We start from the raw sequence: 17504 nt of genomic DNA, 5'->3' as shown, positions 1-17504 counted from the left end.
CCAGCACGTCCTGCTTGCCGACACGGGTGCGCCCGAGCACGTTGGCGACACCGAGGCTGGTGGTGGCGAGGGCCTCGAACCCGAGCCCGGCCAGCAGCCGGGCGGTGCCGGCGTCCCAGGGGTTCGGGAGCAGCAGCGGCCGCGGCCGGTCGTGCAGCTCGCGGAACCGACGCGCCCGGCTCACCTGGTCGTCCATGCCGCGATCCTCCCACGCGGTCCCGACGGTGACCGCCGAAGTTTTTTCACCGGCGATGTCGAAATGCGCGGTCTTGGTCCGACGTGTTGGTGACAAGCCAGGAACGAGCACGAGGGACAGGGCGATGAACACGGAGACGACCGAGACGGCAACACGGGCCGGGCGCCGCGAGTGGATCGGGCTCGCGGTGCTCGCGCTGCCGACGTTGCTGCTCTCACTGGACATGAGCGTGCTGCACCTCGCCGTGCCGCACATCGCGGCCGACCTGCGGCCCAGCAGCACGGAGCTGCTCTGGATCATCGACATCTACGGGTTCATGATCGCGGGGTTCCTGGTCACCATGGGCACGCTCGGCGACCGCATCGGGCGCCGGAAGCTGCTGATGGTCGGCGGTGCGGCCTTCGGGCTGGCGTCGATCGGTGCGGCGTTCGCGACCAGCCCGGCCATGCTCATCGGCGCGCGGGCGTTGCTCGGGGTCGCCGGGGCCACGCTCATGCCGTCCACGCTGGCGCTGATCAGCAACATGTTCCGCGACCCGCGGCAGCGCGGCACCGCGATCGCGGTGTGGATGAGCTGCTTCATGGGCGGCATGGTGATCGGACCGGTGGTCGGCGGGCTGCTGCTGTCGGTGGCCTGGTGGGGGTCGGTGTTCCTGCTCGGCGTCCCGGTCATGGTGCTGCTGCTGTTCACGGCCCCCGCGCTGCTGCCGGAGTACCGCGACGAGCACGCCGGCCGCCTGGACCTGGCCAGCGTCGCGCTGTCGCTGGGCGCCATCCTGCCGGTGGTGTTCGCGCTCAAGGAGATCGCCAAGGACGGGCCGGCGCTGGGCACGGTCGCCGTGCTGCTGGTCGGGCTCGGCGTCGGGCTGGCGTTCGTGCGGCGGCAGCAGCGGCTGGCGCACCCGATGCTGGACCTGGGCCTGTTCCGCAACCGGACGTTCGCGGCGGCACTGTGCATCATGCTGGTCGGCGCGATCACCATGGGCGGGGTGTTCCTGCTGATCAGCCAGTACCTGCAGCTGGTCGCGGGCCTCACCACGGCGCAGGCCGGGCTGGCGCTCGTCCCCCAGGCCGGTGCCGTGGTGGTGGGCTCGATGATCGCACCGCGGCTCGCGAAGCGCATCCGGCCGGAGTTCGTGCTGGGCTTCGGGATGCTGGTCGCGGCGGGTGGCCTGTTCGCGTTCACCCAGCTCGACAGCGGGAACGGTGTGGTGCTGGTGGTGCTCGGCCTGTCGGTGGCCGCGTTCGGCATGGGCCCGCAGGGCGTGCTGTGCACCGAGATGGTCGTCGGCTCGGTGGCGCCGAACAAGGCGGGTGCGGCGGCGGCGATGTCGGAGACCAGCGGCGAGTTCGGCATCGCGATGGGCATCGCGTTGTTCGGCAGCATCGGCACGGCCGTCTACCGCGCCCAGCTCCCCGCCGACGCGCCGACCGCGGTCCGGGAGAGCCTGGCGGGCGCGGTGAACGGCGGCGACCCCGCGCTGCTGGCCGCCGCACGCGACGCGTTCACCAGCGGCGTGCACACGGTGGCGGCGGTGGCCGTGGTCGTCGTGGTGGTCTTCGCGGTGGTCGGCATGGTCGCGCTGCGCGGGAAGTCCCGCCCAGCCGTCGAGTCCGCCGGGTCCGCCGAGTCCGCCAAGGTCGTCGACGAGCCCGAGCTGGCGGTGCGCTGAGCGGGCGTTTGCGCTCACCTCCTCCGGGTATCGCCACGGTCTGACCACGGCGACACCCGGAGGAGAGAGTCATGCCACGAGAGAGCGACAAGCACTCGCCGCGTGAGGACGACGCGCTCAAGGCCGAGATGCAGGGCATGCTCAAGAGCGCAGGCCCGACCCGCGCGGAGGAGTGGAGAGACCCGGAACCACTGGCCGACGACGACCCGGAGGTCCCCCCGTTCAGCGGGGAGCGTTGACCGTCTCGGAAGGAGAGTCCAGATGCCGGATCCAGGCAGCCACACCTACGACGTCAGGCGCACCCGCCTGCGGGCCGAGTACGACGACCACGGCGTGCCCGACGGGCATGCCGACGCGGCGGCCAACGCGGAGCTGCAACGCGAGAACCCGCCGCGGCGGGTGGGCGACCAGGACCGGGCCGCCGGTCCCGAAGGTGAGCGACCGCCCGTCGGTCCCCCGGGCGGCGAGCCCGCGCACATCGAACTGCGCAGTTCGGCCTTCACCGACCACGACCTGATGCCCGAGCGGTTCTCCTACGACCGGGACAACGTCTCACCGCCGCTGGAGTGGCACGGCGTCCCGGAGGGCACGACCGAGCTGGCGCTGCTGTGCGAGGACCCGGACGCGCCGAACGGGACGTTCGTGCACTGGCTGGTCACCCACATCGCACCGGACGCCGGCGGTGTGGACGAGAACGGCACCCCGCCGGGCGGCACACCTGGCCGCAACGGGTTCGGCGAGCAGGGGTGGGGCGGCCCCCGCCCTCCGGTCGGCGACGAGCCGCACCGCTACTTCTTCCGCCTCTACTCCTTCGACCACACCCCGTCGGTCGAGGCGGACGTGCCACCCCAGGACCTGCACGCCCGGCTCGCCAAGGAGGCGACCGCGACCGGCACCCTGGTGGGCCTGTTCGGCAGGTGAGGGAGAGCCGCTGCCGTGCTTCGGCAGCTGGGCGGCAACCGTCCGCGGCTCGCCGGCGTCGGGCCGGCAGCGAGGTCTCCAGGGCCTGTCCCGGCGACCTGAATGCCGTCCTCCACGCCCGGTCGGTCAACTCACCACGACCCCGCAGCGCGGCCCTCACGCGCTGGCGGGCCTGGAGTGGTGAACGCTCACCTCGCGTGGCCGTGCGCGTCGTGGGGGAGGTCCGCGTAGTGCCACTGGTGGTCGCGGGTGAGCTGGCAGGCCGCGGTCAGGTCGCCGGAGCGCAGCACGGTCAGCAGCTCCTCGTGCTCGTCGGCCACCTCGTCGAGGTCGGGCTCCACGGCCAGCAGCGTGACCGCCGTGCGGGCCTCGATCTGCAGTGACTCCCACGCGTGCTTGAGCAGCTCGTTGCCCGCCGCGTCGATCAGGTGGCGGTGGAACGACACGCTGGCCGCGCCGATCGCCTGCACGTCGCCGGCGCCGGCCGCGGACCGCATGGCGGCGACGTCCGCCGCCAGCGCCGCGAACGGGACGGTGCCGGCCGGCATCGCCAGGCGGGTGGCCGTCTCCTCCAGCGCCGCGCGTACGACGTAGCTCTCCCGCAGCGTCTGCTGGATGAAGTGGCGCACGAACGTCCCGCGCCGTGGCCGGGTCTCCACCATGCCGATGGCCTCCAGCTCACGCAGGGCCTCGCGCACGGGTGCCTGGCTCGTGCCGTACTCGTCGGCGATCCGCGTCTCCACCAGGCGGGTGCCCGGCGCCAGCTCGCCGGCCACGATGCGCCGCACCAGCGCGTCGCGGATCTGCCGGCCCAGGGTCAGCCGGGGAAGCGGTTGTGTTCCGGTCATGGCTCCTCTTGACGGTCGTCGCGGACAACCGTAGCGTTTCACGAAGATTATCAATTATCGATAATCGTCAGACCTCGACGAGGAGGTTCTGTGCTCTCCAAGGTCCACCTGCCGTCCTCGGCGGCGGAGGCGGCCGGCCTGCTGCGTGAGGGCGGCTGGCTCATCGGCGGCGGCACCGTCGTGATGCCGAAGGTCAACACCGGTGCCGTGCCCGTCGACCACCTGATCTCCCTGCGCAACGCCGGGCTCGCCGGCATCGAGGTGAACGCGAACACCGTGACCATCGGCGCCGCGACCACCCTCGCCGAGGTCGGCGCCGACGACCGGCTCGGCTTCCTCGACCCCGTGATCCGCTCGATCGCCTCCCCACCCGTGCGCAACCTGGCCACGGTCGGCGGCAACCTCCTCGTGCCGCAACCCCACGGCGACCTGGCGGTGGCCCTCCTCGCCCTCGACGCCACGGTCCACGTCGAGAGCGTCAACGGCCGGCGCGCGATCTCGGTCGGCGAGGCGGTCGCGGAACACGAGGTCGTCACCGAGGTCCACTTCGAGCTGCCCACCGCCTGGCGCTACCGCAAGGCCATGCGGCGCAGGCACAACTCGGCCGCGATCGTGATCGTCGCCGCCGTGCTCGACGGCGAGCGCACCAGGATCGCGCTCGGCGGGGTGGCCCCGCGGCCCATCCGCGCGCACGCGGCGGAGCAGGTCCTGCGGCGGGACCCGGACGCCGTCGTCGAGGCGGCCGAGGCCGCGCGGGCGGGCATCGAGCCGTTCGACGACGCCTACGCCTCGGCGTGGTACCGCGCCCGGGTCCTCCCCGTCCACGTCCGCCGGGCACTCCTTGGAGAAGACTGACCATGGCCTCTCGCATCGTGTCCCTGACCGTCAACGACCGCGAGGAGGAGCTGATCGCCAAGCGGGGCACCTCGCTGCTCGCCGTCCTGCGCGACACCCTCGGTCTCACCGCGGCGAAACGCGGCTGCGCGCAGGGGGCCTGCGGGTCGTGCACGGTGCTGCTGGACGAGCGCCCCGTGCCCGCGTGCCTCGTGCCGGTCGAGACCGTCGACGGCGCGTCGGTCCGCACCCTCGAAGGCATCGCCTCGGACGGCGAGCTGGACGAGGTGCAGCACGCGTTCCTCGAGGACTTCGCCACGCAGTGCGGGTTCTGCACGGCCGGCATGATCATGACCGCCGAGGCGCTGCTGGCCGACAACCCGAACCCGACCCGCACCGAGGTGATCGAGGCGATCAGCGGGAACGTGTGCCGCTGCACGGGTTACGAACCGATCGTGGCCGCGATCCTCGACGCGGCGCAGCGCCGGCGGGCGCGAGGGAGGACCGCCTGATGGCCTACCGCCAGACCCCCGTCGACGGCCAGTACTTCGCGAACGAGCGCGGCGCCGGCGAGTTCTCCGTCATCGGCTCGGTCGTCCAGCGGGCCGACGCCCGCGGCCACGTCACCGGCCGCACCGAGTTCTTCGAGGACGTGCGCCCGGCCGGGCTCCTCCACCTGAAGATGCACCGCTCCACCCGCCACCACGCGCGCATCGTGAGCGTCAACAGGGACGCGGTGGCGGGCGTGCCGGGCGTCGTGGCCGTGCTGACGCACGAGGACATCCCCAACAACCTCTACACGCCGCTGAAGCTCATCGGCGTCACGCCGGACGACGAGCCGATCCTCGCCGAGGGCAAGGTCCGCTACCTCGGCGAGCCCATCGTCGCGGTGGTGGCCGAGACCGAGGCCGCCGCGCTCGCCGGTGCCGCCGCGGTCGAGGTCGTCTACCAGGACCTGCCGGCGGTCTTCGACGTCGAGGAAGCCCTGCGCGCGGACGCGCCGGTGGTGAACGAGTACCACGGCAGGAACTACTTCACCTACGAGGGACACCACTGCCGCCGCGTCCGGCTCGGCGACGTGGCCGCCGGTTTCGCCGAGGCCGACCACGTCTTCGAGTGGCGGTACCAGTCCTCACCGATCGAGCAGGCGCCGGTCGAGACCACCGGCTGCGTCGTGGTCCCGCAGCCCGACGGCCGGCTGCGCATCCACTCCGACACCCAGGCCTGCTTCTTCACCCTCGACAACACCGCGCTGATCCTCGAGCAGGACTTCAACAAGCTCCGGATCGTCGGCGGCACGGTCGGCGGCGGCTTCGGCGGCAAGGTGGACGTGGTCGTCGAGCCCGTCGCCTGCGTGGCCGCCATGACCACGAACCGGCCGGTGAAGTTCGTCTACGGCCGGCACGAGGAGATGCAGGTGTCGTCCCCGCGTGCGGCGGAACGCATCTACATCAAGGACGGCGTGACTAGCGACGGCCGGATCCTCGCCCGCCAGGTGACCGCCTACGTCGACGCCGGCGCCTACTCGCGCCACACCCCCTACGGCACGACCAAGGCGGCGGCCCACTTCCCCGGCCCCTACACGATTCCGAACGTGTGGATCGACTGCCACTGCGTGTTCACCAACCGGACACCGTCGAGCGCGATGCGTGGCTTCGGCGTCACCATCGGGGACTTCGCCATCGAGTCCAGATGGACAGGATCGCCCGCGAGCTGGGCATCGACCCGCTGCGGTTCCGGCTCCGCAACGCCTACCGCGACGGCGACATGAAGGCGCACCGCAAGATCGCCGAGGGCACGGCGCTCATCGAGGTCATGCAGAAGGCGGCCGACCTGGTCGGCCACGAGCTGCCGGACGAGTACCGGACCATGTCCTCGCTGGAGGGACGCTGATGGCCAGGTTGCGGGGCAGGGGGTACGCGGCGGTCAACTACCCGACCGGGATGAACCTCGGCGGCGACCCGTCACAGGCGTTGATCCACGCCACCACGACCGGCACGTTCGTGATCTCGCTGTCCTCGGTGGACCTGGGGCAGGGGCTCAAGACCGTCGTGGCGCAGTGCGCGGCCGAGACGCTCGGGCTGCCCATCGAGAACGTGCTCGTCGACACCGCGGACACCGACACCGGCCCGCACTGCATGGGCACGTTCGCGAGCCGCGGCACGCACCGCGTCGGCAACGCCGTGATCATGGCGGCCGCCGAGGCCCGCGCGATCATGCTGGACGTCGCCGCCGAGGAACTGGAGGTCGACGCCGTGGACCTGGAGACCGACGGCACCGGGTACGTCCAGGTCAAGGGCGCGGCGGAGAAGCGCATCCACATCACCGACCTGGCGCTGGCCGCGCACTTCACGCACGGGCGCACGATCTCCGGCCGCGGCGTGTTCATGAAGGACAAGAGCGAGGTCGTGCCGGAGACCGGCGAGATGGACCCGGACTCGTGCCAGGCACACGCGTGCACGGTCGCCGAGGTCGAGGTGGACGACGAGACCGGTGTGGTCGAGGTGCTGCGGATGTACAGCGTCTACGAGATCGGCCGCGCGCTCAACCCGGCGATGGCGACCCAGCAGGTCGAGGGCGGCGCGTGGATGGGCCTGTCGCACGCGTTGTTCGAGACCACCGAGCCGTACTACCCGGCCCGCGACCACGGCCCGGTCGACTTCAGCGAGTACCTGATGCCGGGCGCGGGTGACGTGCCCCAGCAGCGGAGTGTCCTGTTGGAACGGCCGGCCGACTCCGGCCCCTTCGGCGCCAAGGGGATCGGCGAGATGACCGCCAACTCGCCGATCCCGGCCATCGCGAACGCGATCTTCGACGCGTGCGGGGTGCGCCTGGAGCACATGCCGTTCACGCCGGAACGCGTGCTGCGCGGCCTGGACGCCCTGCGCTCATGAACGAGGCCGAGTTGGCGACGCGGCTGCGCGCCGAGCGGTACTTCGCCGACGAAGGCCTGCTCACGGCCGTCTACCTGGCGCTGACGCTCGGTCGGCCGCTGCTGCTGGAGGGCGAGCCGGGGGTGGGCAAGACGGAGCTGGCGGCGGTCCTCGCCCGCGTGCTCGACCGGGAGCTGGTGCGGCTGCAGTGCTACGAGGGCCTCGACGCCGGGCAGGCGCTGTACGAGTGGGACTACCCGAAGCAGCTGCTGCACCTGCGTGCCGGTGATGTCGACACCCGCGCCGGCGTCGGGGACGTCTACGGCGAGGAGTTCCTGCTCGAACGCCCGCTGCTGCGGTCCCTGCGGCAACCGACCGTGCTGCTGGTCGACGAGGTCGACCGCGCCGACAGCGAGTTCGAGGCGTTCCTGCTGGAGTTCCTCGGCGACTTCCAGCTCACCGTCCCCGAGCTGGGCACGATCCGCGCCACCGAGCCGCCGGTCGTGGTGCTGACCTCCAACCGGACCCGCGAGCTGCACGACGCGCTCAAGCGCCGGTGCCTGTACCACTGGATCCCCTTCCCCGGCCCCGAACGTGAGCGTGCCATCGTGCGCGCACATGTGCCCTCGATCGAGGAGGACGCGGCCGACGTGCTCGTGCGCGCGGTGTCCGGCACGCGCCGGCTCGACCTGCTCAAGCGGCCCGGCATCGCCGAGTCGGTGGAGTGGGCCCGCGGCGCCGCCGTCCTCGCCGCGAACGGCGAGCCCTGGCCGGTCGCGCTGCGCCGGGCGCTGGGCCTGCTCATCAAGGACGAGGAGGACACGGCGGTTGTGCACGCTCACCTCGAGGAGCTGATCGCGCCGTGAGGGGCGCCCTCGGCACCGGCACGCCGGCCGGTGCCGACCACCTCCGCGGTTTCCTGCGCCACCTGCGGGCGGCGGGGCTGCCGGTGCCGCCGGGCAAGCAGCGCGACTTCCTGCGCGCGCTCACCGCCGTGCCGCCACGCGACGTCCGGCACCTTTACTGGATCACCCGCGCCACGCTCACCACGTCGGTCACCGACGTGGACACCTTCGACCCGGTGTTCGCGCACTGGTTCGCGGGCGCCGGACCGCCCGACCTGTCCGAGCCGGCCGAGCCCGGCGCCGAGGACCGGGGCGGCGGCGGTGAGGTAGCTCCGCCCGACCAGGACGCGCAGGAGGGTGCGGGGCGCACGGCCAGCTGGGCGGCCGTGGACCACCAGGCGACGTTCACGCTCACGACCCTGGCGGAGCAGCGGACCCTCGCGCGGCTGCGCCGCGACCTCCCGGCCGCGGTCCCGACCGTCCGGTCGCGGCGCCGCACCCCGGCACGCCGCGGCGACCGCCTGGACGTCCGGCGCGTGTACCGGGACGCGTGGCGCACCGGTGGCGAGTTCGTCCGGCCCCGGTGGCGGCGCCGTCCCCAGCGGCAGCGCCCGGTGCTCGTGCTCATCGACGTCTCCGGCTCGATGAAGCAGCACAGCCGCGACCACCTGCGGTTCGCACACATCGTCGTGGCCGCGTGCCACCGCGCGGAGGTGTTCACGTTCGGCACCCGGCTCACCCACGTCACCCCGCAGCTGCGGCGACGCGACGTGGACGCCGCGCTGTCAGCGCTCACATCCGTGGTGCGGGACGCGGACGGCGGCACGCGGATCGGGCCGTCACTGCACCAGTTCCTCGGCAACGCCCGGCACGTGCGGATGGCGCGCGGGGCGCTGGTGCTCGTGCTGTCCGACGGCCTCGAACGCGGTGACTGCGGGCCGCTGACGAGGGCCGTGCGGCGCCTGTCGCTGCTGGCGCACCGGCTGGTGTGGTGGTCGCCGCTGGCCTGCGACCCCGCGTACCGCCCGGTGACCCGGGGCATGGCCGGTGTCGTACCGCACATCCACCACCTCGCCGGCGTGCGGGATCTGCACACGGCCTGGCAGCAGGTCAAGGAGGAGGGGCAATGGACATAGTGGCAATGGACATAGTGGACGCGCACCACCACGTGTGGCGCGTCAGGGACATGCCGTGGCTGTCCGGGCCGGTGGTGCCGCGGATCTTCGGCCCGTACGAGCCGATCAAGCGCGACTACCTGATCGACGAGTACATCGCCGACGCGACCTCGGGCGGCATCACGCGGTCGGTGTACGTGCAGGCGAACTGGCCGCTCGACCAGGTGCTCGCCGAGGTCCGGTGGCTTGCCGAGCTGCACGAGGAGACCGGCTGGCCGGCGGCGGTCGTCGGGTCGGCGGACCTGTTCGACCCCGACGCCGTCGACGTGATGAAGGAACAGGCGGAGCTGCCGGTCGTGCGCGGCACCCGGCTCCAGCTGCACTGGCACGAACGGGAGGAGTTCCGCTACGCGTCCGCGCCCGACCGGATGAAGGACCCGGTCTTCCGCCGGAACGTAGCCGCGCTCGAGGACCTCGGCTGGCTGTTCGAACTGCAGGTTTTCCCCGGGCAGCTGGCCGACGCGGCCGACCTGGTCGAGGCCGTGCCGGACGTCACCTTCGTCCTGGTGCACGCCGGTATGCTGGTCGACCGCGCCGAGGAGACGGTCCGCGAGTGGCGGGAGGGCATGGCGCGGCTCGCGTCGTACCCGAACGTCGTGGTGAAGCTCACCGGGCAGGGCACGTTCACACGGCGGCTCGACCCGGACCTCATCGCGTTCGTCGCGACCGAGACGCTCGGCTGGTTCGGCCCGGACCGCGCCATGTTCGGCACCAACTTCCCGGTCGAGAAGCTGTGGACGGACGTGCCGTCGCTGGTCGCGGCGTGGCAGGCCGCCGTGCCGGAGCCCGACCACCCCGCCGTGTTCGCCGGCACCGCCCGGCGCGTGTACGGACTGTCCGACTAGGAGGAGACGAAGTGGCACTGTTCCTGCTGACCTACGGCTACCACGAGACCGACCAGCGCGCCGCGCGCCGGGAGGAGCACCTGGCGTACCTGAACAAGCTCAAGGACGACGGCGCGCTGGTGTTCGCGGGTCCGTACGAGGACCTGACGGGTGGCGCGATCGTGCTGAACGCCGAGTCCCAGGACGCCGCGGCGGCGCTCGTCGCCGACGACCCCTACACGCGGGCGGAGGTGACGAAGGACCGGTACCTGCGCCAGTGGCGGCTCACGGTCGGTTCGCTCTGACGGGAACCGCGCGGCGCCCACGTTCGTAGGTACAGGTGGTGTTGCCGTCTTTCCCGAGAGGAGTGTGTGTACCGGTGTCGGCCGTGGACGAGTTGGTGCCGCTGCAGACCGACTTCGACCTGGTGTGGCGCGGTTGTGATCGTGCGCAGGTCCAGCAGTACGTCGAGCGCGTGGAGAGTGAGCTGCGGCTGCTGACCGTGGATCGGGACGCGGCCGTGCGGCGCGCGGACGCGCTGGCCGAGCAGCTGGCGGCGGCCCGCGCGGAGGTCCGCGAGCTGACCGAGCGGCTCGACCGCCTGTGCCGGACCCCGATCGAGCCGGACGCGCTGACCGAGCGCATGCGCCGCATGGTCGAGCTGGCGCACGCCGAGGCCGACGAGATCACCGGCCGGGCGCGGCTGGCCGCCGAGCAGGAGCGCGCGACCGCGCAGCAGACCGCCGACCGCCTGCGCCGGCGGGCGGAGTACCTGGTCGCGGAGCTGGACCAGCGGCGGGTGGAGCTGGAGACCGAGCACCGCGAGCTGATGGCACGGGCGCACGAGCGGGTGGAGACGCTCACCCGCGAGGCGGAGAAGCGCCGCCGCGAGCTGGACGACCAGGCGGCCCGCCTACGCACCCAGATCCAGACCGACTTCGAGGTCGCCACCGCCGCCCGCCGTGCCGAGACCATGCGTGAGCTGACCGAGCAGCGGACGGCGGCCGCCGCCGAGGCCGCCCGCGTGGTCCGCGAGGCGAGGCACCAGGCCGCGGAGATGATCGCGACCGCCAGTGCGGAGGTGGATCGCCTGCGCGCCCAGCGCGACCGCGTCGCCGCCGGCCTGCGCGCGGCTCAACGAACGCTGGCGGAGGCGGGTCCGCTGCTCGCGCCACTCCCCGAGGAGACGGCCGTCCCGTCCGACGAGAAGGTCACCCTCGCGGCGGTCGACGCCGCCTGACACCCGGGAACGTCCCGCGGTCCTCGAGTTGGGCCGCGGGACTCCCCCTGGAGGGTGCCCTCTCGAACAGGTCCCGGCGGCGGGCGCCTCGTGGTGATCCACAGCTCTCCGAAACGCCGCAACGTGGTCGGACGCTGTGCCAACCGTCAAGCAGCCCGCCGCCGCGCTGTGCCTTGACACGCGACGGCGCGTGCGCGGCCGGTCCTCGCCACTCTTCTGAACATTGTCCAATTGCCCGCGTCTCTGGTAGAACGTGTTCTATATTCGCGGGAGGTGCCATGAGCGACGAGCGGGTGTGGGCCGACTTCTGCCACGCGTTGGAGAAGGCCGGCGAGGTGGTGCTGAAGGGCCCCGACACCCCGCTCGACCGGGCCGAGGGCTACCGGTACCTGACCCGCCTCGTCCGCGAGATGCTGTACTCCACCATCGAGAACGCGGACCCGGACCTCCCCCGCCTCCACGAGCTGGACCGCGTCAAGATCGGGTCCGACAACCCCGACAACGTGTACCTGTCGGCGAACATCCGCGGTGACCGCACCTACCGGATCACCGGCACGCGCGGCACCATCGCGTACTTCAGCATCGGCTCCAAGGCCAACCGCTACGCCAGGGACGGCACCATGGCGTCGACCGGCGAGCTGTCCGACCGCGACCTCGTCGTCGACGCGGACGGCACCGTCGAGATCATCGCCAGCGCCACCCCGCACGACAAGAACTGGTTGCCGCTCGCGCCCGACTCCACGGGGCTCGTCGTGCGGCAGACCTACCTCGACCGCACCACGGAGACGCCCGGGCGCTGGCGCATCGAGCGGGTCGACGGGCCGGCGGCGCCGAAGGAGCTGGACCCCGAGTTCCTGGCGAAGGCGCTGAGGCGCGCCGCACTGGGCGTGCACGGAACCGCGGCGACGTTCGTGCACTGGACCGAGAAGTTCGCCGAGCGCCCCAACGAGCTGCCGGACTTCGGGCAGGACATGTTCCAGCGCGCGGGCGGCGACCCGGAGATCTTCTACCTGCACGGGTACTGGACGCTCGAACCCGGGCAGGCGTGGGTGATCGAGACCGCGGTCCCGGACTGCCCGTACTGGAACTTCCAGCTCGGCAACTGGTGGATGGAGTCGCTCGACCACGAGCGCCGGATCACCGTCAACAAACACACGGCGCGGCTCGACGGCGACCGGCTCACGATCGTCGTCGCGGCGCGGGACCCGGGTTGGGGCAACTGGATCGACACGTGTGGTCACACCAGCGGCACGGCGCTGCTGCGCTGGCTCGGCGCCGCCACCCACCCGATCCCGGAGTGCCGCGTGATCGACCTGGAGACGCCATGAGCGGAGCGAACCCATCGACACCCGGGACGCACCGAGCCCGCGAGGGGGCGCCATGACGACGCAACCGCTCGACGTCGACGGCCTGCTCGCCGCCGCCCGCGAGAAGACCGGGCTCACCGACTTCGGCGACGAGTGGTTCGTCGAGCCGCTGCGGGTGCTCGTGGGCGCGCTCACCACCGAGGCCCGGCTGTCCGAGCTGGGCCTGGCCCTCACCCACCGGCGGCTCGTCGCGTTGCTCGCGGACCGGTTGCGGCTGCGGCGGCTCCACCGCGAGCACCCCGAGGTGTTGGCGGAGGACGTCACCGTCGCCGCCGAGATCTGCGGCCTGCCACGCACGGGTTCCACGCTGTTGCACCGGTTGCTGGCCTCGTCGCCGCACGTGACGTCGACGCTGTCGTGGGAGACCTCGTACCCGATCCCGTTCCCCGGCGAGGGACCGGATGCGGCGACGCGCAAGCGACACGCGCGGGACAGGGCGCGGCTGTTCCTGGAGATGACCCCGGAGTTCGGCGACATCCACACCATCGAGTGGGACGGGCCGGAGGAGGACGTCATCCTGATGGACCGGACGTTCACGTCGATGAGCTTCGACTCCTTCTACCAGGTGCCGACGTACGGGTTGTGGTTGCGCAAGGTCGACCAGGGCCCCGCCTACCGCGAGCTGCGCGAGTGGCTGCAGGTGCTGCAGTGGCAGAACCCCGCGCGCCGCGGCCGGCCGTGGGTGTTGAAGTCGCCGCACCACCTCACGGCCGTGGAGACCGTGCTCGACACGTTCCCCGGCTGCCGGATCGTCATGACGCACCGGTCACCGGTCAAGGCCGTCCCGTCCTACGCGTCGATGACCAGCGCCATCTGCCACCAGTACAGCGACGAGGTCGACCGGGTCGCGATCGGCCGCTACTGGCGGGACCGGTTCGTCACGACCCTGCGCGAGTTCCAGGCGGTGCGGGCGCGGCGGCCGGACCGGTTCGTGGACGTGCGGTTCGCCGACGTGGTGGCTGACCCGATCGCCACGGCCTCGCGGGTCATGGCGGAGCTGGGGTTGCCGGCCGAACCCGACGCCTTCGCGGCGTACCTGGCACGCAACCGCGAGCAGCGGCACGGCTCGCACACCTACACCGCGGCCGACTTCGGCCTGTCCGAGAAGGAACTGGCGCGGGACTTCGCGTTCTACGAGGAGGTGTCGCCGTGATCCTCGACGGCGAGGTGGTCATCGTCTCCGGTGTCGGCCCGGGGCTGGGCGCGAAGCTCGCGGCCCGCGCGGCCGCCGAGGGCGCGAAGGTGGTGATGGCCGCCCGCTCGAGCCAGGTCATGGACCAGGTGGCCGAGGAAGCCGCTGCGGCCGGCGGTGTGGCGGTCCCGGTGCCCTGCGACGTCAGGAAACCCGACGACGTGGCCCAGGTGGCGCGGACCGCGGTCGAGCGCTTCGGCAAGGTCACCGGGCTGGTGAACTCGGCGTACTCGCACCCCGGCTTCCACGACCTCCTCGCCACACCCGACAAGCAGCTGCGCCGGTCGATGGACGTCATCCTGCACGGCGCGCTCGAGATGACCAGGGCCGTGGTGCCGCACATGGCGGCCGGCGGCTCGATCGTCAACGTGGGCACCATGTCCACGCGCAAGCCCATGCGCGGCGAGGGCGGCTACGCGGTCGCGAAGGCCGCGATGGCCTGTGCCACGCAGTACCTGGCGCTGGAGCTGGGCGAGCGGGGCATCCGCGTCAACCAGGCCGTGCTCGGTTGGCTGGACGGCCCGGGCGTGCGGTTCTACCTGAAGATGACCGCGGAGCAGCGCGGCGTGTCCGAACAGGACGTGTACGACGAGATCGCCGCCCGCAACCCGCTGGGCCGCATCCCACCGGACGAGGCGTGCGCCGGCGCGATCCTGTTCCTGTTGTCCCGCCTGGCCTCCGAGGTCACGGGCGCGTTCCTGGACGTCAACGGCGGGGAGTACATGCCGGCATGAAACACGTGATTTCCTCGGTGACGGTGGAGATCGACGCACCGGCCGCGTTCGTGTGGGACGTGCTCGTCGACTACCCGCGGTACCCGGAGTGGAACCCGTACACGGTGGCCGTGTCGACGGCGCTCCGCATCGGTGAGCCCATCGACCTCACCCTACCGGCCGTCGACGGCTCGGGCGGCACGTTCGTCAACCGGGAGTACATCCGGGTGATCGACCCACCACGGCACCTGCGGTACGACACCGGTGAGGAGATGCCGGGCATCTTCGCCATCCGCGACCAGTGGCTCACCGAGCTCGCCCCGACCCGCTGCGCCTACCACACGACCGACACGATCAGCGGCGAGTACGCGGACATCGTCCTGGAGAAGACCGGCGCCTGGATCAAAGCAGGCTTCGACTCGGTAGCCACCGCACTGAACACCCGCACGGAGAGTCTCTACGAGAGAACTACACCCTTCACGGTAGAATTACACCATGGCCATGAACATCAAGGACGCGGAGACTGAGCAACTCGCCGCCGAGGTCGCGGCGCTGACCGGTGAGAGCAAGACGGCGGCCGTCCGCGCCGCGCTCCGCGAACGACGGGATCGGCTGAACGCGCGGAGCGGGGTTCGACGAGGAGCCCTCAGGCGCTTCCTCGAGGACGAGGTGTGGCCCCGCCTGCCACCCACGGCGCGAGACGAACCACCAATGACGAAGGCTGAACGCGAGGAGCTCCTCGGCTACGGTCCGGAGGGCGTGTGATCCTCGACAGTTCCGCGATCGTTTCCGTCATCCTGCGGGAGAAGGGCAGCGACCGCGTGTTGGACACGATGGAGACCGCGGAGTCCTGCCGGATAGGTGCCCCCACTCTCGTCGAAACGGCGATGGTGCTGACCGGCAGGCTGGGTGATGACGGCCGGACCATCCTCCTGTCGTTGCTGCAGGAGATCAACGTTGACGTGCTGTCGTTCGGTGATGCGCACTGGCGGATCGCGCAGAGCGCGTTCGTGCGATACGGCAAGGGCCGGCATCCCGCCGCGCTGAACTTCGGCGACTGCCTCACCTACGCGACCGCGTACGTCGCCGGCGAGCCGCTTCTCTGCGTGGGTGAGGACTTCACGCAGACCGATCTCGAACTGGCATTACCGCCTGCCTCGTGAGTGCTCGTGGCGCCTCACCACACGTCCAGGTCCGCGAGTCGGGTCAGGACCGCGTCCGCGGCCTCCTCCGGTGTCAGCTCGGTGGTGTCGATGCGGAGCTCCGGGGACTCCGGGCGCTCGTAGGGCGAGTCGATGCCGGTGAAGTTGGGGAGCTCGCCGCGGCGGGCCTTGGCGTACAGGCCCTTCGGGTCGCGTCGTTCGGCCACCTCCAGCGGGGTGTCGACGAAGACCTCGCAGAACTCGTCCGAGCTGACGATGCCGCGGGCCAGTGCGCGTTCTGCGCGGAACGGGGAGATGAACGACACCAGCACGATCAGGCCCGCGTCCACCATCAGGGCGGCGACCTCCGCGACCCGGCGCACGTTCTCCACGCGGTCGGCGTCGGTGAAGCCCAGGTCCTTGTTCAGGCCGTGCCGCACGTTGTCGCCGTCGAGGACGAACGTGTGGCGGCCCGCCTGGTGCAGCCGCTGCTCCACCAGGTCGGCGATGGTCGACTTGCCCGCACCCGACAACCCGGTGAACCACACCACGCATCCCCGGTGGCCGTTCAGCCCCGCACGCATGGACTTGTCCACCGACATCGCCTGCCAGTGCACGTTCGTCGCCCGGCGCAGCGGGAAGCGCACCAGGCCGGCGCCGACCGTCGCGTTGGTCAGGCGGTCGATGACGATGAAACCGCCCAGATCGCGGTTGTCCCGGTAGGGATCCAGCGCCACGGGTTGCTCGAAGTGGACGTTGCCGACGCCGATCTCGTTCAGGCGCAACGTCTTCGCCGCCAGCCGGCCCCCGGTGTCGACGTCGAGGCGGTGTTTCGGCGCGTCGACCGTGACGCCGACGGTGCGTGCGCCCACCTTCGCCAGGTAGCGCCGGCCAGGCAGCATCTCCTCCGCCGACATCCAGATCAGGTCCGCCTGGCACGCGTCGGTCACCCCCGGCGGGTCGTCGCCGGCGAGCACCGCGCCCCGGGACACGTCGACGTCGTCGGCCAGCACCACCGTGATCGACTCGCCCACCGACGCCGAGGACAGGTCGCCGTCGAAGGTCACGATGCGGGCCACCGTGCTCTCGAGACCGCCCGGCACGACTCGCACCCGGTCGCCCACCCGCACCGTGCCGCCGACCACCAGGCCCGACACGCCGCGGAAGTCCGGGCCCGGCCGGTTCGCCCACCGCACGATCATCCGGAACGGACCCGGCCGTTGGGCGTCGACGGGCACGGTCTCCAGCCATTCCAGCAGGGTCGGGCCGTCGTACCACGGTGTCCGCGTCGATCGACCGACCACATTGGACCCGTCGACGGCCGCGACGGGCACGCACGTCACCTCGTCGATGCCGATGCTCGCGGCGAAGTCCCGGTACTCCTCGGCGATCGCGACGAACCGGGACTCGGTGAAGCCGACCAGGTCCATCTTGTTGACCGCGAGCGCGACCCGGCGGATCCCCAGCAGCGACACGACGTGGCTGTGCCGGCGGGTCTGCCGCAGCACGCCCTTGCGCGCGTCGAGCAGGATCACCGCCGCGTCCGCGGTCGACGCGCCCGTCACCATGTTGCGCGTGTACTGCTCGTGCCCCGGGGTGTCCGCCACGATGAACCGGCGCCGGTCGGTCCCGAAGTACCGGTACGCCACGTCGATCGTGATG

Annotated in this window: 22 protein-coding genes; 19 read left to right on the top strand and 3 right to left on the bottom strand. The window is 71.7% G+C overall.

Translation table 11 applies throughout. The features are described from left to right. Positions 1 to 196, bottom strand: a 196-nt coding sequence (locus ACJ73U_RS28190) for an isocitrate lyase/phosphoenolpyruvate mutase family protein (protein WP_407780752.1), incomplete at its 3' end; no start/stop codon positions are given. A gap of 124 nt (positions 197 to 320) precedes the next feature. Here ACJ73U_RS28190 and ACJ73U_RS28185 point away from each other — a divergent pair. From ACJ73U_RS28185 to ACJ73U_RS28175, 3 genes are all read left to right on the top strand, one after another. Continuing rightward, entirely contained in the window at positions 321 to 1868 is a 1548-nt protein-coding gene (locus tag ACJ73U_RS28185) for an MFS transporter (protein ID WP_407780751.1), read from the top strand. A 71-nt stretch (positions 1869 to 1939) separates the two neighbouring features. Further along, the gene (locus tag ACJ73U_RS28180; RefSeq protein WP_407780750.1) at positions 1940 to 2107 is read left to right on the top strand and encodes a hypothetical protein; all 168 of its coding nucleotides are present in this window, start codon (positions 1940 to 1942) and stop codon (positions 2105 to 2107) included. A gap of 22 nt (positions 2108 to 2129) precedes the next feature. Then, on the top strand, positions 2130 to 2789 hold the full coding sequence (locus ACJ73U_RS28175; protein ID WP_407780749.1) for a YbhB/YbcL family Raf kinase inhibitor-like protein: 660 nt from the start codon (positions 2130 to 2132) through the stop codon (positions 2787 to 2789). A gap of 188 nt (positions 2790 to 2977) precedes the next feature. Here the strand turns inward: ACJ73U_RS28175 and ACJ73U_RS28170 are convergent, their stop codons facing one another. Beyond that, positions 2978 to 3637: a GntR family transcriptional regulator gene (locus ACJ73U_RS28170; RefSeq protein ID WP_407780748.1), complete on the bottom strand. Its 660-nt coding sequence runs from the start codon at positions 3635 to 3637 to the stop codon at positions 2978 to 2980. A gap of 90 nt (positions 3638 to 3727) precedes the next feature. On the opposite strand from ACJ73U_RS28170, the gene ACJ73U_RS28165 reads away from it, so the two are divergent. From ACJ73U_RS28165 to ACJ73U_RS28090, 16 genes are all read left to right on the top strand, one after another. Next, complete coding sequence (locus ACJ73U_RS28165) at positions 3728 to 4492, top strand: FAD binding domain-containing protein (RefSeq protein WP_407780747.1); 765 nt, start codon at positions 3728 to 3730, stop codon at positions 4490 to 4492. 2 nt (positions 4493 to 4494) lie between these two features. Beyond that, on the top strand, positions 4495 to 4983 hold the full coding sequence (locus ACJ73U_RS28160) for a (2Fe-2S)-binding protein (RefSeq protein ID WP_407780746.1): 489 nt from the start codon (positions 4495 to 4497) through the stop codon (positions 4981 to 4983). Then, entirely contained in the window at positions 4983 to 6242 is a 1260-nt protein-coding gene (locus tag ACJ73U_RS28155; RefSeq protein ID WP_407780745.1) for a xanthine dehydrogenase family protein molybdopterin-binding subunit, read from the top strand. Before ACJ73U_RS28160 ends, ACJ73U_RS28155 begins: the two co-directional genes overlap by 1 nt. Beyond that, positions 6164 to 6364, top strand: coding sequence for a hypothetical protein (locus ACJ73U_RS28150; protein WP_407780744.1), 201 nt, complete (start codon positions 6164 to 6166; stop codon positions 6362 to 6364). Before ACJ73U_RS28155 ends, ACJ73U_RS28150 begins: the two co-directional genes overlap by 79 nt. After that, positions 6364 to 7365: a xanthine dehydrogenase family protein molybdopterin-binding subunit gene (locus ACJ73U_RS28145; RefSeq protein ID WP_407780743.1), complete on the top strand. Its 1002-nt coding sequence runs from the start codon at positions 6364 to 6366 to the stop codon at positions 7363 to 7365. The genes ACJ73U_RS28150 and ACJ73U_RS28145 overlap by 1 nt, the downstream gene beginning before the upstream one ends. Further along, the gene (locus ACJ73U_RS28140) at positions 7362 to 8210 is read left to right on the top strand and encodes an AAA family ATPase (protein WP_407780742.1); all 849 of its coding nucleotides are present in this window, start codon (positions 7362 to 7364) and stop codon (positions 8208 to 8210) included. Before ACJ73U_RS28145 ends, ACJ73U_RS28140 begins: the two co-directional genes overlap by 4 nt. Then, positions 8207 to 9325: a vWA domain-containing protein gene (locus ACJ73U_RS28135; protein WP_407780741.1), complete on the top strand. Its 1119-nt coding sequence runs from the start codon at positions 8207 to 8209 to the stop codon at positions 9323 to 9325. Before ACJ73U_RS28140 ends, ACJ73U_RS28135 begins: the two co-directional genes overlap by 4 nt. Then, positions 9316 to 10209, top strand: a complete 894-nt coding sequence (locus ACJ73U_RS28130) for an amidohydrolase family protein (RefSeq protein ID WP_407780740.1) — start codon at positions 9316 to 9318, stop codon at positions 10207 to 10209. The genes ACJ73U_RS28135 and ACJ73U_RS28130 overlap by 10 nt, the downstream gene beginning before the upstream one ends. Before the next feature lie 11 nt (positions 10210 to 10220). Then, positions 10221 to 10493, top strand: a complete 273-nt coding sequence (locus ACJ73U_RS28125; protein WP_407780739.1) for a YciI family protein — start codon at positions 10221 to 10223, stop codon at positions 10491 to 10493. A gap of 74 nt (positions 10494 to 10567) precedes the next feature. Next, positions 10568 to 11428: a hypothetical protein gene (locus tag ACJ73U_RS28120; protein WP_407780738.1), complete on the top strand. Its 861-nt coding sequence runs from the start codon at positions 10568 to 10570 to the stop codon at positions 11426 to 11428. Between the two features lie 278 nt (positions 11429 to 11706). Continuing rightward, complete coding sequence (locus ACJ73U_RS28115; RefSeq protein ID WP_407780737.1) at positions 11707 to 12756, top strand: DUF1214 domain-containing protein; 1050 nt, start codon at positions 11707 to 11709, stop codon at positions 12754 to 12756. A gap of 52 nt (positions 12757 to 12808) precedes the next feature. Continuing rightward, the gene (locus ACJ73U_RS28110) at positions 12809 to 13948 is read left to right on the top strand and encodes a sulfotransferase family protein (RefSeq protein WP_407780736.1); all 1140 of its coding nucleotides are present in this window, start codon (positions 12809 to 12811) and stop codon (positions 13946 to 13948) included. Next, positions 13945 to 14721, top strand: coding sequence for an SDR family oxidoreductase (locus tag ACJ73U_RS28105; RefSeq protein ID WP_407780735.1), 777 nt, complete (start codon positions 13945 to 13947; stop codon positions 14719 to 14721). The genes ACJ73U_RS28110 and ACJ73U_RS28105 overlap by 4 nt, the downstream gene beginning before the upstream one ends. Beyond that, positions 14718 to 15227 carry an SRPBCC family protein gene (locus tag ACJ73U_RS28100; RefSeq protein ID WP_407780734.1) on the top strand — a complete coding sequence of 170 codons (510 nt, stop codon included), beginning with the start codon at positions 14718 to 14720 and terminating at the stop codon, positions 15225 to 15227. Before ACJ73U_RS28105 ends, ACJ73U_RS28100 begins: the two co-directional genes overlap by 4 nt. Beyond that, positions 15196 to 15465: a type II toxin-antitoxin system VapB family antitoxin gene (locus ACJ73U_RS28095; protein ID WP_407780733.1), complete on the top strand. Its 270-nt coding sequence runs from the start codon at positions 15196 to 15198 to the stop codon at positions 15463 to 15465. Before ACJ73U_RS28100 ends, ACJ73U_RS28095 begins: the two co-directional genes overlap by 32 nt. Next, positions 15462 to 15863 (top strand): type II toxin-antitoxin system VapC family toxin, encoded by a 402-nt coding sequence (locus ACJ73U_RS28090; RefSeq protein WP_407780732.1) that lies wholly within the window; start codon positions 15462 to 15464, stop codon positions 15861 to 15863. Before ACJ73U_RS28095 ends, ACJ73U_RS28090 begins: the two co-directional genes overlap by 4 nt. A 14-nt stretch (positions 15864 to 15877) precedes the next feature. Here the strand turns inward: ACJ73U_RS28090 and cysC are convergent. Continuing rightward, positions 15878 to 17504 (bottom strand): adenylyl-sulfate kinase (cysC, locus tag ACJ73U_RS28085; protein WP_407780731.1); only part of this gene is annotated, 1627 nt, incomplete at its 5' end.

The organism is Actinophytocola sp., from assembly GCF_045807065.1.
GTDB lineage: Bacteria > Actinomycetota > Actinomycetes > Mycobacteriales > Pseudonocardiaceae > Actinophytocola.
Note: the sequence above shows the minus strand (reverse complement) of the source record. Positions and strands in the feature narration are given on the sequence as shown.